This is a genomic window from Mesorhizobium sp. M1A.T.Ca.IN.004.03.1.1 (assembly GCF_003997555.1).
GTDB lineage: Bacteria > Pseudomonadota > Alphaproteobacteria > Rhizobiales > Rhizobiaceae > Mesorhizobium.
Genome location: NZ_RZTV01000007.1, coordinates 120,158 through 134,039 on the forward strand (window position 1 = coordinate 120,158; position 13,882 = coordinate 134,039).

A 13,882-nucleotide genomic window follows, 5' to 3' on the forward strand; every position below is an offset into this window, starting at 1 on the left:
GAAGCAGGGAGGTCGCGGCCAATCTCGAACGTGCGCGACGTCGTCCGGACGAATGGTCAATCAGCCACCAAGAGCATCCTCCCCGAGGGTCAAGCATGCATGCGGGCGCCCTTGGTAATCTTGTCGACCAGCTTCTTTTCGGCGCGCAGCGCGATGCCGACGATCTTGGCGTCGTCCGGCGCGAATTCGGCGAAAACGGCGCGGTTGGCCAGGTCATGGCCGGTGGAGAACATCTCCTCGACATAGGCCGATGTCGTCACGCCGCGCTCCAGGGCCCGGCGGTGGATCGCAGCAAGCGTCGGCTCGTCCGCCGACAGCACGATAACGGGCTGGACCGAGAGCGGATTGAAGAGATTGCCGGCGCGGTCGCAATAGGGCTCGCCGATGATTTGAGGAGATTGCGCGACGATGCCGCTGGTCAGGAAAGCGGTAACGTTGAGCTTCTGCCAGACGGCGAGATCTTCCTTGAGGACGATTGCAAATTTCGTATCGAACACCAAAATGTTTCTCCCGGATGTGCATGAGGGACCATGGCGCACGATCTAGGCAATGAGGCGCTGGGAGGTCTTGAACGTTCGTGCGCTGAGGACGACCGGATCGTTTCGGCGCCCGGTGCCACGGGCCTCGAGCGCATCGAGGCGCGTTTCCACGGCAATGCCTTCGAATTGCACCGCCACGACACCTACGCCATCGGCGTGACGCTGGACGGCGTGCAGCGCTTCCACTATCGCGGCGCGCTTCGGCACAGCGTGCCCGGCCAGGTGATCGTGCTGCATCCCGACGAACTGCATGACGGCGGCGCCGGCACCGAGGACGGCTTACGCTACAGGATTCTCTATCTCGAGCCGTCGCTGCTGCTTGACTGCCTCCACGGTTCGCCGCTCCCTTTCGTTAAGGATGCTGTGGTGAGCGACCCTCAGTTGCGCGGCACGCTGCTGTCGGCGCTAACACCGCTCACCGAGGAACTCGACGACCTGTTCGTGGCGGATTTCATCGCGCAGCTGGCGCAGCAATTGAAACGCCATGCCGGACAGCCGGCAAAATCAGCGGGAAAAATCGCGTGGCGGGCTGCCGCGCTGGCCCGCGACTATCTCGAAGAAAACGCTGAACGGCCGGTGCGCTCCGACGAGCTGGAGGCGGTTACCGGCCTCGACCGCTACGCGCTGTCGCGCCATTTCCGCGCGACCTATTCGACAAGCCCGCATCGCTTCCTGTTGATGCGCCGGCTGCAGCGGGCGCGACGCATGATCGAAGCGGGAGAGCAGCTTGCCCAAACAGCTGTTGCGGCCGGCTTCAGCGATCAGAGCCATTTCAACCGGCATTTCAAGAAGGCGTTCGGGCTGACGCCGGGACGCTGGGCGACGCTGGTGCGCGACGCGTAGCGTCGTCGCCCTTTCCGCCAAGCCGATGCTTGGTGGTGCCTGAGGCGACGATGCTGTGCATCGCGCTTGGGTCGCTCGAGACGACGCTTACGCGTCGCTCGTGGTCACCAACGCCCAGCGGCTAAGCGACGATGCTGCGCATCGCGCTCACGCGTCCTCGAGACGACGCTGCGCGTCGCTCGTTAATCATCCAGCTCGGCGTCGTCGTCGATGAGGATCAGGACCTCGTTCGACAGGTTGGCCTCGATGCGGGCGAGCAGCTTGAACAGCGCCTTCTGGTCTTTCTTGTCGAGACCCCTTAGCGCCTGCTTCTCGGTCTTCTTGACCGATTTCTCGATGGCGCGGATGGTTTCGCGGCCGGAGCCGGTGAGGAAAATATGGGCCTGGCGGGCATCGGCGTTGGAGGCGCGCTTTTCGAGAAAACCCTGCGCCTGCAGCCTGTTGATGGTTTTTGTGATCGTCGGCGGACGTACGCCGAGCTTGTCGGCGAGATTGCCGGGTGTCTGGCCGTCTTCGCGGTCGAGCGCCAGCATGATCTGGTCCTGGCCGGCGTAGAAGCCATGTGCCAGAAGGCGCGCAGCAAGCGCCGTGCGCGCCAGCCGCGCTGCCGAATGCAGCCGGCTCATAGTCGCCGTTCTGTCCGCCTTGGCCATGGTCATTCCCTCTTCGGCCGAACCGGCGCGGGCAGCATAGAGGCTGTCCGGCGGCTGGCAAATGACGATTTAACGAGTCCGGCCTGCAAACACTTTGCCGGCAAGCATTGCGTTGCCCGCGCAGGTGATGCCAGATGTTTATTTCAGTTAGATGACAAACGACTTTTGGCCCGCCGGCATTCACAGCGGAACATCCCGGAGGGGCTCTGATGCCGTGCGGCTGCCCTGTTCCTTTAACCCACTGCGGCTGCCCCGATCGGGACCGGCTGGCCCATCGGTTTGGCGCGTGCAAAAGCGCGGCTCACGTCCTATATGAGGGCCGACAAATCCTTCGAGCACAGATTTTTCGAGGCAGGCCATGAGCGATGCACAGACGCAGATCCCCGTAACCGTTCTCACCGGCTATCTCGGCGCGGGCAAGACGACGCTGCTCAACCGCATCCTGTCGGAGAACCACGGCAAGCGTTACGCGGTCATCGTCAACGAGTTCGGCGAGATCGGCATCGACAACGATCTGATCGTCGAATCCGACGAGGAAATCTATGAGATGAACAATGGCTGCGTGTGCTGCACGGTGCGCGGCGACCTGATCCGCGTCGTCGAGGGCCTGATGCGGCGGCCCGGCCGTTTCGATGCCATCGTGGTCGAGACCACTGGTCTGGCCGACCCGGTGCCGGTGGCGCAGACCTTCTTCATGGACGACGATGTGCGCTCCAAAACCAAGCTCGACGCGGTGGTGGCGCTGGTTGACGCCAAGCACCTGCCGCTGCGCCTGAAGGACTCGAAGGAGGCCGAGGACCAGATCGCCTTCGCCGATGTGGTGGTGCTGAACAAGACCGATCTCGTCACTCCCGAAGAGCTCGAAAAGGTCGAGGCGACGATCCGCGCCATCAACCCGGCGGCCAGGATCCATCGCACCCAGCGCGCCGGTGTGGCGCTCGGCGAAGTGCTCGACCGCGGCGCCTTCGACCTGTCACGCGCGCTGGAGAACGATCCGCATTTCCTCGAGGCGCACGACCACGATCACGACCATGAATGCGGTCCGGATTGCGATCACGACCACCACCATCATCACGACGGGCACGATCACCATCACCACGGCCATCCTTCCGACATCCATGATGTCACGGTGAAGTCGGTCTCGCTGCGCGGCGGCGAGATGGATCCGAAGAAGTTCTTCCCCTGGATCGAGAAGGTGACCCAGATGGAAGGGCCGAACATCCTCAGGCTTAAGGGCATCATCGCGCTGAAGGGCGACGAGGATCGCTATGTCCTGCAAGGCGTGCACATGATCCTCGAAGGCGACCACCAGCGCGCCTGGAAGGACGGCGAGAAGCATGAAAGCCGGCTGGTCTTCATCGGCCGCGATCTCGACGCCGAGCGCCTCAGGAAGAGTTTTGAAGCTTGCCAGGCGGCTTGATTTCCGGACTTTCAGGCGTTAGCGCTGCCCCTACTTTCCTTCTCCCCTTGTGGGAGAAGGTGGCCGAGCGAAGCTCGGTCGGATGAGGGGTGTTCCAGCTTGGCGATGACGGCACTCCGTCGAACACCCCTCAACCGTCTTGGCGCTACGCGCCAATCCACCTTCTCCCACAAGGGGAGAAGGGGGAGTCACACCTAGCCGCGCCGGCTGGTGAAATCGAATGGACCATCCCCATGCCGACAGTCGCCCCGCTTGATCTCGAAGGCCATTGCGTCGCCGCCGTCTTCCTCGGCGACGTGCCGCATTTCGCTTTGGCCGACGGCGCGATCCATCGGCTCGACAATGGGCACAAGACCGTACAGGCGAATGACGGGCTGCTCGCCGCCTTCCACGATGCGGCGAACGACCGCCTGATCACCGGCGGCGAGGACGGCAAGGTGTTTGAGGTCAAGGCCGGCGGCGAGGCGAGCGAACTTGCCAGCGCCTGCAGAAAATGGATCACCAGCGTTGCGGCGGGCCCTCAGGGTGCGGTCGCCTATGCCTCGGGCAAGACGGCGTTCGTCCGTTTCGCTGACGGCAAGATCAAGGAATTCGCCCATCCGCGCTCGGTGGAAGGGCTCGCCTTCTCGCCCAAGGGCATGCGCTTCGGCGTTGCCCGCTACAACGGCGCGACGCTGCATTTTCCTGCGGCGGAGGGCAAGCCGGTCGAGCTCGAATGGGCCGGCGCCCATACCGGGATCAGCTTTTCGCCGGACGGCGCTTTCCTGATTACCACCATGCAGGAAAACGCGCTGCATGGCTGGAAGCTGGCCGACGGCAAGCACATGCGCATGAGCGGCTATCCGGGCAAGGTCAAAAGCCTGTCCTGGAGCGTGAAGGGCAAATGGCTGGCGAGCTCCGGCGCGCCGGCGGCGATCGTGTGGCCTTTCGCCAGCAAGGACGGGCCGATGGGCAAGGCGCCGCTGGAGCTCGGCACGCGCGGCAATACCATGGTGACGTGCGTTGCCTGCCATCCCAGCCAGGAGGTCACCGCGATCGGCTATGAGGACGGCATGGTGATCGCGGCCCGCTTCGCCGACGCCAAGGAAGTGCTGCTGCGTCGTCCCGGCAAAGGCGCCATCACCTCGATGATGTGGGACAAGGAAGAGCGCCGCATCGTCTTCGGCAGCGCGGCCGGCGATTGCGGCGTGATCGACATCACGGCGTAAGGGATTAGGGGAATAGGGCGGCAATGGAATAGGGAAAGGAAAGCCTTCCTCCGCTGTCTTCCCAATGCCCTACTCCCTTAATCTCTTCATCCCTTAATCCCTACTGCCTGAGCCAACGCCCGCCCCCTGCGCGGCCAATTGCGGTTTTGCCGACCGGTTGGCAGAGTGCCGCGCGAGAAAGAGGGGCTTCATGCATTCAATCGACCGGACTTCCATCGGCGGCATCGCCGCCGCCCGCATAGCCGAGCTGCGCGAGGCCGAGGCGGCCGCCTTCCGCAAGACGCGGCCGAAGTCCGAGGCCAAGGTTGGCAACGGCATGGCCGGCTTCCTCGGCGGCGTGCCGATGCATTGGATGACCGACTGGCCGACGCCATTTGCGATCCTGGTCGACAGCGCCAAGGGTGCCACGATTACCGATGTCGACGGCAACAAGCTCGACGATTTCTGCCTGGGCGACACCGGCTCGATGCTCGGCCATTCGCCGCCGCCGGTCGCCCGCGCCATCCGCCGGCAGGCAGCACGCGGCCTGACCTATATGCTGCCCAGCGAGGATGCGCTGGCGATCGGTCCGCTCTTGCAGCAGCGCTTCGGCCTGCCCTATTGGCAGATCGCCACCACCGCCACCGATGCCAACCGCTTCGCCTTGCGGGTCGCCCGCGCGGTGACGGGGCGCGAAAAGATCCTGGTCTTCAACGGCTGCTATCACGGCTCGGTCGACGAGACGATGGTGCGACTGATCGACGGCAAGCCGGTCAACCGGCCTGGGCTGGCAGGCGAGTTCCGCGATCTCACACGGGCAACCAAGGTTATCGAATTCAACGATATTGCAGCATTGGAAACGGCACTTGGCGACCGCGATATCGCCTGCGTGATCACCGAACCGGTGCTGACCAATTCCTGCATGGTGCTGCCGGAACCCGGCTTCCACGACGCGCTGCGGCGCCTCACCCGCGCCGCCGGCACGCTGCTTTTGATCGACGAGACGCACACCATTTCAACCGGGCCCGGCGGTTACACGCGAAAGCACGGGCTGGAGCCGGACCTGTTCGTGCTCGGCAAGCCGGTGGCCGGAGGCGTGCCGGCCAGCATCTGGGGCATGAGCGAGGAGGTCGCGACGCGCTACGGCACCTACAATCGCAGCAAGGAACCCGGCTATTCCGGCATGGGCACCACGCTGTCGGCCAACCCGCTGCAATTCGCGGCGATGCGGGCGACGCTCGAAGAGGTAATGACCGAGGAGGCCTATGCGCATATGGACCGGCTGGCGCGCCGCCTCGACGCGGGGCTCTCCGCCGTCATCGAGCGAAACAAGCTGCCTTGGCATGTCGCGCGCATCGGCGCCCGCGTCGAGTTCATCTGCACGCCCGGGCCGCTCAAGAACGGCGGCGAGGCGGAGAAGGCACATGCGCCGGAACTCGAAGCCGCCGTCCATGTCGCGCTGGTCAATCGCGGCGTGCTGATCGCGCCGTTCCACAATATGATGCTGATCTCGCCGGCGACGACCGCGGCGCAGGTAAGCCGCCTGATCGCGGCTTTCGCCGCGGTTGCCGCCAGGCTTACGGCATGAGACAAGCGGCTATGGACAATCCGAGCACAGTTGTGACCTCCCCTTCGGGCTCGACGCCGGCCGAGGCGAAAGCGTTTCTCGCCGCCCATCCCGACATCGAGGCCTTCGACATCGTGCTCACCGACGCCAACGGCATCGGCCGCGGCAAGATCGTGCGCCGGCACGAGCTGATGAGCATTTTCGAGGGCGGAAGGCATATGCCGATCTCGATCCTCGGCCTCGACATCACCGGTGAGGATGTCCACGAGACCGGGCTGATCTGGGACACCGGCGACGGCGACCTCAGGGCATGGCCGGTTCCAGGCACGCTGGTGCCGCTGCACGGCACCAAGCCGCCGCGCGGCCAGGTGCTGATGGCGATGTATCATCTCGACGGCCAGCCGATGACCTCCGATCCGCGGCTGGTGCTGGCAAGGCAAGTCGAGATCCTGGCGGCGCGCGGGCTGCATCCGGCCGGCGCCTTCGAGCTGGAATTTTTTCTGCTCGCCAATGAGCGCGACGCCGACGGCAAGGTGCAGGCGGCGCGCGCGTTGCTCGACGGCCGCCGCTCTGGCAAAACGGAAGTCTATTCAGTCGACCACCTGCACGGCATGGAGCCGCTGTTTTCCGACATCTACGCCGCCGCCAGGGCGCAAGGCATTCCGGCCGAGACGGTGATTTCCGAATATGCGCCCGGACAGTACGAGCTGACGCTCAACTACCGCAAGGACGTGATGCGGGCGGCCGACGACCTGGTCATGCTGAAGCGGCTGGTGAGGGCGCAGGCGCGACGGCACGGCGTCACCGCCTGCTTCATGGCCAAGCCGATCGAGGCCTATGCCGGTTCGGGCATGCATTTCCACGTCTCGCTGCAGGACGATGCCGGCCGCAACGTCTTCACCGAAGCTGCCGGCGAGAAATGGTCGCCAAGCCTGCTCAACGCGCTTGGCGGTCTGATCCACACCATGGCGGAATCCATGCTGGTGTTTGCGCCGCATGCCAATTCATGGCGGCGTTTCGTGGCGCAATCCTATGCGCCGGTGGCGCCGACCTGGGGCGTCAACAACCGCTCCGTGGCGTTGCGCGTGCCGGCGGGCGATGCGATGAACCGGCGTATCGAGCACCGGCCGTCCGGCGTCGACGCCAACCCTTATCTTGTGGCGGCGACGGTGCTGGCGGGCATCGTCAAGGGCCTCGACGAGGCCCTTGACCCCGGACCGGAAACGACCGGCAACGGTTACGAGCAGACAACGGAAGCCTCCACCATGCCGACCGATTGGCGCGCCGCGATCGAGGCCGCACGTGGCTCCGAATTCCTGAAATCGGCGCTCGGTCCCGACCTGCACCGGACCTTCGTGGCGATCAAGCAGGCGGAATATCTGCGCGTCGCACGCACCGTCAGCGAACTCGACTACCACCTCTACCTACACGAGGTCTGAGGACTTGGCCTCGCAGACGGAGTGATCACGTTTCGCCGCGACACTCAAAAGTTATAGCCAGGCGACTTTCTGGAACATATCATGAACGCATGGCTGTGCTTTCCGTCCGCGAGAAACTGGCGATCCTGTCCGACGCCGCTAAATACGACGCCTCCTGCGCATCGTCCGGTTCGGCGAAACGCGATTCGCTGAAATCGGGCGGCATCGGTTCGACCGAGGCTCGGGCATCTGCCATTCCTACGCGCCGGACGGGCGCTGCATTTCGCTGCTGAAGATCCTGCTCACCAATTTCTGCATTTACGACTGCAGCTATTGCATCAACCGCTCCTCCTCCAATGTGCGGCGAGCCCGCTTCAGCGTCGACGAGGTGGTGCGGCTCACCATGGATTTTTATCGCCGCAACTACATCGAGGGTCTGTTCCTGTCTTCCGGCGTCATCCGCTCGCCGGACAAGACGATGGGCGAGATGGTCGAGGTGGCGCGACGGCTCAGGATCGAGGAGAAATTCGGCGGCTATATTCACCTCAAGACCATTCCCGAAGCGTCAGCCGAACTGATCGAAAAAGCAGGCCGTTATGCCGATCGCCTGTCGATCAATGTCGAGCTGCCGACCGACGAAGGGGTGAAGAAGCTGGCCCCGGAAAAGAAGCCGGAAACGATCCGGCTTTCCATGGCCAAGCTGCGCTGCAAGATCGAAGAGAAGGCCGAACCAACGTTGCAGAGCCGCAAACGCGAGCGCTTTGCGCCGGGCGGCCAGTCGACGCAGATGATTGTCGGCGCCGACAAAACGTCCGACGACGGCATCCTGCGCGCCAGCGCCCGGCTTTATGGCAGCTATCATCTGCGCCGCATCTATTATTCCGCCTTCAGTCCGATCCCGGATTCGTCTGCGGCGCTGCCGTTGCAGAAGCCGCCCTTGATGCGCGAGCACCGGCTTTACCAGGCGGACTGGCTGATGCGCTTCTACGGCTTCTCGCAGCCTGAAATCCTGGCCGGCAGCAATGACGGCATGCTCGACCTTGCCATCGATCCCAAACTTGCCTGGGCGCTGCGCAACCGCGGCCGGTTCCCGGTCGACGTCAATCGCGCCGATCGGGAGGCGCTGCTGCGTGTGCCGGGGTTGGGCACCAAGGTGGTCGACAGGATTCTGCAGACGCGCCGCCATCGCCGGCTGCGTCTCGAAGATGTCGGACGGCTCTGCCATTCGGTCGCCAAGGTACGCCCCTTCATCACTGCGGAAGGCTGGTCACCAGGCGCGCTCACCGACAAGTCGGGCTTGCGCGAGATCATCACCCGATCTTGCGAGCAGCTTTCGCTGTTTTGACCATGGCACGGACCCAGCTCAGCCTCGCATCTCATCTCGCCCGTCTCGAGAGCGAGACCGATTTCGACGGTTGGCGCGATGCGGCGCGCCGGCTGGCCACGAATGATATTCCGCCGGAAGAGGTGGCGTGGCAGGTTGGCCACGACGATGATGATCGCGGCAACGATTTGCCGGCTTGCCGACAGGATGCGCGCCTTGTCGTGCCGCGCGAGTTCATCGAACGTGCAGAGACGGTCATCTGTCATTCGGACCCCGAGCGTTTTGATTTCCTCTATCGGTTGCTCTGGCGGTTGCGCGTCGAACCGAAGCTGCTGTCGATCGCTTCCGACCCGGATACCCGTAAGCTCGAGTCCATGGAAAAGGCGGTTTGGCGCGACATTCACAAGATGCGCGCCTTCGTGCGCTTCCGGAAGATCGGCGACGGCGCGGAAGAACGTTATGTCGCCTGGTTCGAACCCGACCATTTCATCGTCGAGCGCAATGCCGATTTCTTTGTGCGCCGCTTCGCCGGCATGCGCTGGACGATTCTCACGCCGCACGCCTCGGCCGAATGGGACGGCAAGCGGCTGGCGATCGGCCCAGGCGCCAGCAAGCGCGACGCGCCGGCCGAAGACGACGCCGAGACGCTGTGGCGGACCTATTTCGAGAATATCTTCAACCCGGCCCGCCTCAAGGTGAAGGCGATGCAGAAGGAGATGCCGAAGAAATATTGGCGGAACCTTCCCGAGGCCTCGCTCATTCCAGACCTGATAGCAGGAGCGGACAGAGCCGCGACAGCCATGATCGCCCGGATGCCAACCTCCCCAGCGCCGCGCCACGCCAAAGTGAAGGCAAAACACTGGCCTTCGCCAAAGCCGGCGGATGTGGTGGAGCCCGAAAGTACGGATATTCCGGCATTGCGCGAAGAGGCGAGCGGTTGCCGGCGTTGCCCGCTCTGGCGCGATGCCACGCAAACCGTGTTCGGCGAGGGACCGGAGAATGCCGACGTGGTGTTTGTCGGAGAGCAGCCCGGCGACCAAGAGGACCTTGCCGGCAAGCCGTTCGTCGGGCCCGCGGGCAAGGTGTTCGACAGCATTTTGGACCAGGCCGAGATCGACCGCCGCAAGGTCTATGTGACCAATGCGGTGAAGCATTTCAAGTTCGAGCCGCGCGGCAAGAGGCGGATCCATTCAAAGCCCAATGCCGGCGAAATTCGTGCCTGCCGCTGGTGGCTCGACAAGGAACTCGACATCATCAAGCCAAATCTTGCGGTGGCGCTCGGCGCGACAGCAGCGCAGTCGCTGCTCGGCAAGGCGGTGCCGATCACCAGGATGCGCGGCGACGTCATCCAGCGCGAGGACGGCTTGCGCGTCTTTGTCACCATCCATCCCTCCTTCATCCTGCGCATCCGCGAGCATGAGGACAAGGAGGCCGAGAGGGAGCGGTTTCTCACCGATATGAGGAAGGTGAAGCAGCTGATGGCTGCTTGACCGATCTGCGCGCCTGAACGGGACCTTGCGCTTGACGGATGCTGTTGTACGAGTCGTGCGACTGGGGAGAATTGGGCGAGATGCCCGTCGCCTCGTCATCCACGGGCGAAGCAAGGAGCGGAGCGACGCGCGCAGACCTGAGGATCATTCCGTTACCTGCAGGCGTCGCAACGATGCACAATTCTGCTCCGCTGCATTCCATGCCCGAGGTCACGGAATGGATTCCAGGGTCTCCGCGACGGAGCTTCGCTCCTGCTTCGCCGTGGAATGACGACTTCAGCGTTTATTGCGCTACCGGACGAGTATCGCCCTTAGATCATTGACGTTGGTCCCGGTCGGACCGGGCACGAACAGATCGCCGACCGCGTTGAAGGCGCTCCAGGCATTGTTGCCGGCAAGCATGGCCTTGGCATCGACGCCTGCGGCACGCATGCGCGCCACGGTCGCGCCGTCGGCGAAGGCGCCGGCATTGTCCTCGGAGCCGTCGATGCCGTCGGTGTCCGCGGCCAAAGCATGAATGCCGCTGAGCCCATCGATGCCGATGGCGAAGGCAAGCAGGAATTCGGAATTGCGGCCGCCCTTGCCTTTCGCCCGCAGCGTCACCGTCGTCTCACCGCCGGACAGGATCAGCATCGGCTTCTCGAAAGGCCGGTTGCGGGTCGCCACCTCGCGGGCAATCGCGGCATGCACGCCGCCGACCTCGCGCGCCTCGCCCTCGATCGAATCCGACAGGATGACGGCCTCGAGGCCTTGCCGCTTCGCTTCGGCGGCCGCGGCTTCCAGCGAGACGCCGGCCGAAGCGATGAGATGCACTTCATTGCCGGCAAAGCGCGGATCGTCTGAGTGTGGCGCATCGGCTGCGGGAGACTGAATATGCGCCATGACCGCATCCGGCAGGCACATGCCGTAGGCGGCGATCGACGCCAGCGCATCCGCGCGGCTGCCGGTGTCGGGGACGGTCGGCCCCGAGGCCACCAGCGCCGGATTGTCGCCGGGAATGTCGGAGACGACCAGCGATACGACCCGGGCCGGATGTGCGGCGCCGGCCAGCCGTCCGCCCTTTATGGTCGAGACGTGCTTGCGGATGGTGTTCATCGCCGCGATCGGCGCGCCGGAAGCGAGCAGCGCCTCGTTGACGGCGATCTCGTCGGCAAGAGTCAGGCCGGGAGCGGGCGACGGCAGCAGCGCCGAGCCGCCGCCCGAAATCAGCGCCACGACCAGATCGTCCGCGCTCAGTCCCCGCACCTTCTTCAACAGCCGACGCGAGGCTTCGAGGCCGGCGGCGTCCGGCACCGGGTGCGCCGCCTCGATGATCTCGATGCGCTCGCATCTGGCGCCATAGCCGTAGCGGGTCACGACCAGCCCATCGATCGGACCATCCCAGACCTTCTCGAAGGCCGCCGCCATCTGCGCCGAGCCCTTGCCGGCGCCGATAACGATGGTGCGGCCCTTCGGTTTTGCCGGCAAATGATTGCGGATCGTCTTTTCCGGATCGGCGGCGGCGACGGCGGCGTTGAAGATCGACGTAAGGAAAGTTTTTGGATCGGTCATTGCTCTTCCGGCGGCAACTTGAGCTTGCTCGCATCGACTCCGAGATGGGCGCAGAGCGCATCCACAACGACACCGTGGTCTTCTCGTTCGGGCAGACCGGAGACGGCGATGACGCCGATCACGCCTGCGCCCTTCACCGCGACGGGAAAGCCGCCGCCGGCCAGCACATAGTCGGCAATGTCGAGCGCTTCGCCGACCTTGAAGGTGCGGTCGGGTCGCTGCTGCTCCAGCACCATGCGATAGGTGCTTCTGAGATAGCGCTTGACGACATTGATCTTGCGCCGCGCCCAGTCGGGGTTGGAGGCGTTGGAGCCCGGCATAGCGGCGTAGAATAGCGGACGGTCGAAGGTCCTGATATCGACGATGATCGGCAAGTTTTCGTTGAGCGCCCGCTCCCTGATCGCCGCGCCTATCTGGAAGGCCACGGCCTCGTCGAAGGCCGGAAAGACCAGCGTGGCTTCCTGTTTCTTGATCAGAGCGATGTCGTCGGCGGCAGCCATGGCGTTTCCCCTGTCAATGTCGACGCACGCTTTGGCCGATGGCTGACGCGGGGTCAAGCGACGAGCACGTTTAATCTATGCGACAATCGCGCTCTTGGCCGGCCGGCCCGCCACATAGACCTCGCTCACGGCGCGGTCGTCGCCCAGCGTCTGCAGCAGGAAGAGCTCCTCCGCCAGGGTCTCCACCGTCTCCATCCTCAGCCGCATCGCCGGCGTGGCGTTGGCATCGAGCACGACGATGTCGGCATCCGTGCCTTCTTCCAGCGTGCCGACTTTTTCGGCGACAGACAGCGCCTCGGCATTGCCGCGCGTCAGCTGCCAGAAGGACTGGAAGGGGTTCAGCTTCTCGCCATTCAGCGCGATGACTTTGTAGCCCTCGTCCATGGTCCGCAGCATCGAATAGTTGGTGCCGCCGCCGACATCGCTGGCGGCAGCGATGCTGAGCGGCTTTTCGCGGCGGCGGTAGCGCTGGTAGTCGAACAGGCCGGAGCCAAGGAAGAGGTTGGAGGTCGGGCAGAACACCGCAACCGAACCCGATTGCGACAGCGCATCGGCTTCGCGCTCGGAAAGATGAATGCAGTGGCCGAAAAGGCTCTTTTTGCCCAGCAGGCCGTAATGCTCATAGACGTCGGTGTAGTCGCGCGACCAGGGGTAAAGCTCCTGGGTGAAGGCGATCTCGGCGTGGTTTTCCGACAGATGCGTCTGCATGTGGAGATCGGGATGCTCACGGCAGAGCGCGCCGGCCATCTCCATCTGCTCGGGCGAGGAGGTGATGGCGAAGCGCGGGGTGATGGCATAGAGCTGGCGGCCCTTGCCGTGCCATTCGGCAATCAGCGCCTTGCTGTCGTCATAGCCGGTCTGGGGCGTGTCCAGCACGCCCTCCGGCGCATTGCGGTCCATCATCACCTTGCCGGCGATGTTGAGCATATTGCGGTCGTGCGATTCGGCGAAGAAGGCTTCGGCCGACGATTTGTGCACCGAGCAATAGGCGACGACCGTCGTCGTGCCCTGGCGCAGCATCTCGTCGAGGAAGAGCCTGGCGATGCGGCGGCCATGCTGCGCGTTCGCGAATTTCGACTCCTCCGGAAAGGTGTATTTGTTCAGCCAGTCGAGCAGCTCGGCGCCGTAGGACGCGATGATCTGCATCTGCGGAACATGCACATGCGCATCAATGAAGCCCGGCAGGATGAGATGCGGGCGATGATCGATCGTCTCGACGCCGGCGCCGGCGCGCTTGGCGATCTCGGCATACGGACCGGCGGCAATGATCTTGCCGTCGTCGATCAGCAGCCCGCCATCCTCCTCGTAGCGCCAGGCGGAATGGTCGTCGATTGCTTCGGGCCAGCGCAGGAAGGAGAGCGTGCGGCCGCGCAGGAGTTTCGAGGTCATG

Annotated in this window: 11 protein-coding genes and 1 pseudogene; 7 read left to right on the top strand and 5 right to left on the bottom strand. The window is 64.1% G+C overall.

Going from position 1 to position 13,882, the window contains the following annotated elements; all coding sequences use genetic code 11:
- Positions 1-89 precede the first annotated feature (89 nt).
- Entirely contained in the window at positions 90-497 is a 408-nt protein-coding gene (locus EOD29_RS21710) for a DUF2000 family protein (protein ID WP_095824358.1), read from the bottom strand.
- Positions 498-530: 33 nt separating this feature from the next.
- Between EOD29_RS21710 and EOD29_RS21715 the strand changes: the two genes are divergently transcribed.
- Positions 531-1,382 carry an AraC family transcriptional regulator gene (locus EOD29_RS21715; RefSeq protein ID WP_095824359.1) on the top strand — a complete coding sequence of 284 codons (852 nt, stop codon included), beginning with the start codon at positions 531-533 and terminating at the stop codon, positions 1,380-1,382.
- A gap of 182 nt (positions 1,383-1,564) precedes the next feature.
- On the opposite strand, the gene EOD29_RS21720 is transcribed toward EOD29_RS21715, so the two are convergent.
- Positions 1,565-2,035: a MarR family transcriptional regulator gene (locus tag EOD29_RS21720; protein ID WP_127247805.1), complete on the bottom strand. Its 471-nt coding sequence runs from the start codon at positions 2,033-2,035 to the stop codon at positions 1,565-1,567.
- Positions 2,036-2,393: 358 nt separating this feature from the next.
- Here EOD29_RS21720 and EOD29_RS21725 point away from each other — a divergent pair, with 358 nt between their 5' ends.
- The 6 genes and pseudogenes from EOD29_RS21725 to EOD29_RS21750 all read left to right on the top strand — a co-directional run bounded on the left by EOD29_RS21725 (position 2,394) and on the right by EOD29_RS21750 (position 10,441).
- Positions 2,394-3,455: a GTP-binding protein gene (locus tag EOD29_RS21725; RefSeq protein ID WP_067003322.1), complete on the top strand. Its 1,062-nt coding sequence runs from the start codon at positions 2,394-2,396 to the stop codon at positions 3,453-3,455.
- A 233-nt stretch (positions 3,456-3,688) separates the two neighbouring features.
- Positions 3,689-4,663 (top strand): WD40 repeat domain-containing protein, encoded by a 975-nt coding sequence (locus tag EOD29_RS21730; protein WP_095824360.1) that lies wholly within the window; start codon positions 3,689-3,691, stop codon positions 4,661-4,663.
- 190 nt (positions 4,664-4,853) lie between these two features.
- Positions 4,854-6,230 (top strand): aspartate aminotransferase family protein, encoded by a 1,377-nt coding sequence (locus EOD29_RS21735; RefSeq protein WP_127247807.1) that lies wholly within the window; start codon positions 4,854-4,856, stop codon positions 6,228-6,230.
- A gap of 11 nt (positions 6,231-6,241) precedes the next feature.
- Positions 6,242-7,648 (top strand): glutamine synthetase family protein, encoded by a 1,407-nt coding sequence (locus EOD29_RS21740; protein WP_095799161.1) that lies wholly within the window; start codon positions 6,242-6,244, stop codon positions 7,646-7,648.
- An 89-nt stretch (positions 7,649-7,737) separates the two neighbouring features.
- A pseudogene (locus EOD29_RS21745) lies at positions 7,738-8,972 on the top strand (putative DNA modification/repair radical SAM protein).
- A gap of 2 nt (positions 8,973-8,974) precedes the next feature.
- Entirely contained in the window at positions 8,975-10,441 is a 1,467-nt protein-coding gene (locus EOD29_RS21750; RefSeq protein ID WP_127247809.1) for a UdgX family uracil-DNA binding protein, read from the top strand.
- A gap of 291 nt (positions 10,442-10,732) precedes the next feature.
- On the opposite strand, the gene EOD29_RS21755 is transcribed toward EOD29_RS21750, so the two are convergent.
- From EOD29_RS21755 to guaD, 3 genes are all read right to left on the bottom strand, one after another.
- A complete protein-coding gene (locus EOD29_RS21755) occupies positions 10,733-11,992 on the bottom strand; it encodes a glycerate kinase (RefSeq protein WP_127247811.1) in 1,260 nt (419 codons plus the stop codon).
- Positions 11,989-12,492 (bottom strand): heme-degrading domain-containing protein, encoded by a 504-nt coding sequence (locus tag EOD29_RS21760; protein ID WP_067324128.1) that lies wholly within the window; start codon positions 12,490-12,492, stop codon positions 11,989-11,991. Before EOD29_RS21760 ends, EOD29_RS21755 begins: the two co-directional genes overlap by 4 nt.
- A 75-nt stretch (positions 12,493-12,567) precedes the next feature.
- Positions 12,568-13,881, bottom strand: coding sequence for a guanine deaminase (gene guaD / locus EOD29_RS21765; protein WP_095824365.1), 1,314 nt, complete (start codon positions 13,879-13,881; stop codon positions 12,568-12,570).
- Between the last annotated feature and the right edge of the window lies 1 nt (position 13,882).

Excerpts from the sequence above, each read along its gene's own strand:
- EOD29_RS21715 (WP_095824359.1), top strand. The coding sequence starts at position 531 with ATGGCGCACGATCTAGGCAATGAGGCGCTGGGAGGTCTTGAACGTTCG.
- guaD (WP_095824365.1), bottom strand. The coding sequence starts at position 13,881 with ATGACCTCGAAACTCCTGCGCGGCCGCACGCTCTCCTTCCTGCGCTGG.
- EOD29_RS21730 (WP_095824360.1), top strand. The coding sequence starts at position 3,689 with ATGCCGACAGTCGCCCCGCTTGATCTCGAAGGCCATTGCGTCGCCGCC.
- EOD29_RS21720 (WP_127247805.1), bottom strand. The coding sequence starts at position 2,035 with ATGGCCAAGGCGGACAGAACGGCGACTATGAGCCGGCTGCATTCGGCA.
- EOD29_RS21750 (WP_127247809.1), top strand. The coding sequence starts at position 8,975 with ATGGCACGGACCCAGCTCAGCCTCGCATCTCATCTCGCCCGTCTCGAG.
- EOD29_RS21735 (WP_127247807.1), top strand. The coding sequence starts at position 4,854 with ATGCATTCAATCGACCGGACTTCCATCGGCGGCATCGCCGCCGCCCGC.
- EOD29_RS21755 (WP_127247811.1), bottom strand. The coding sequence starts at position 11,992 with ATGACCGATCCAAAAACTTTCCTTACGTCGATCTTCAACGCCGCCGTC.
- EOD29_RS21725 (WP_067003322.1), top strand. The coding sequence starts at position 2,394 with ATGAGCGATGCACAGACGCAGATCCCCGTAACCGTTCTCACCGGCTAT.
- EOD29_RS21760 (WP_067324128.1), bottom strand. The coding sequence starts at position 12,492 with ATGGCTGCCGCCGACGACATCGCTCTGATCAAGAAACAGGAAGCCACG.
- EOD29_RS21740 (WP_095799161.1), top strand. The coding sequence starts at position 6,242 with ATGGACAATCCGAGCACAGTTGTGACCTCCCCTTCGGGCTCGACGCCG.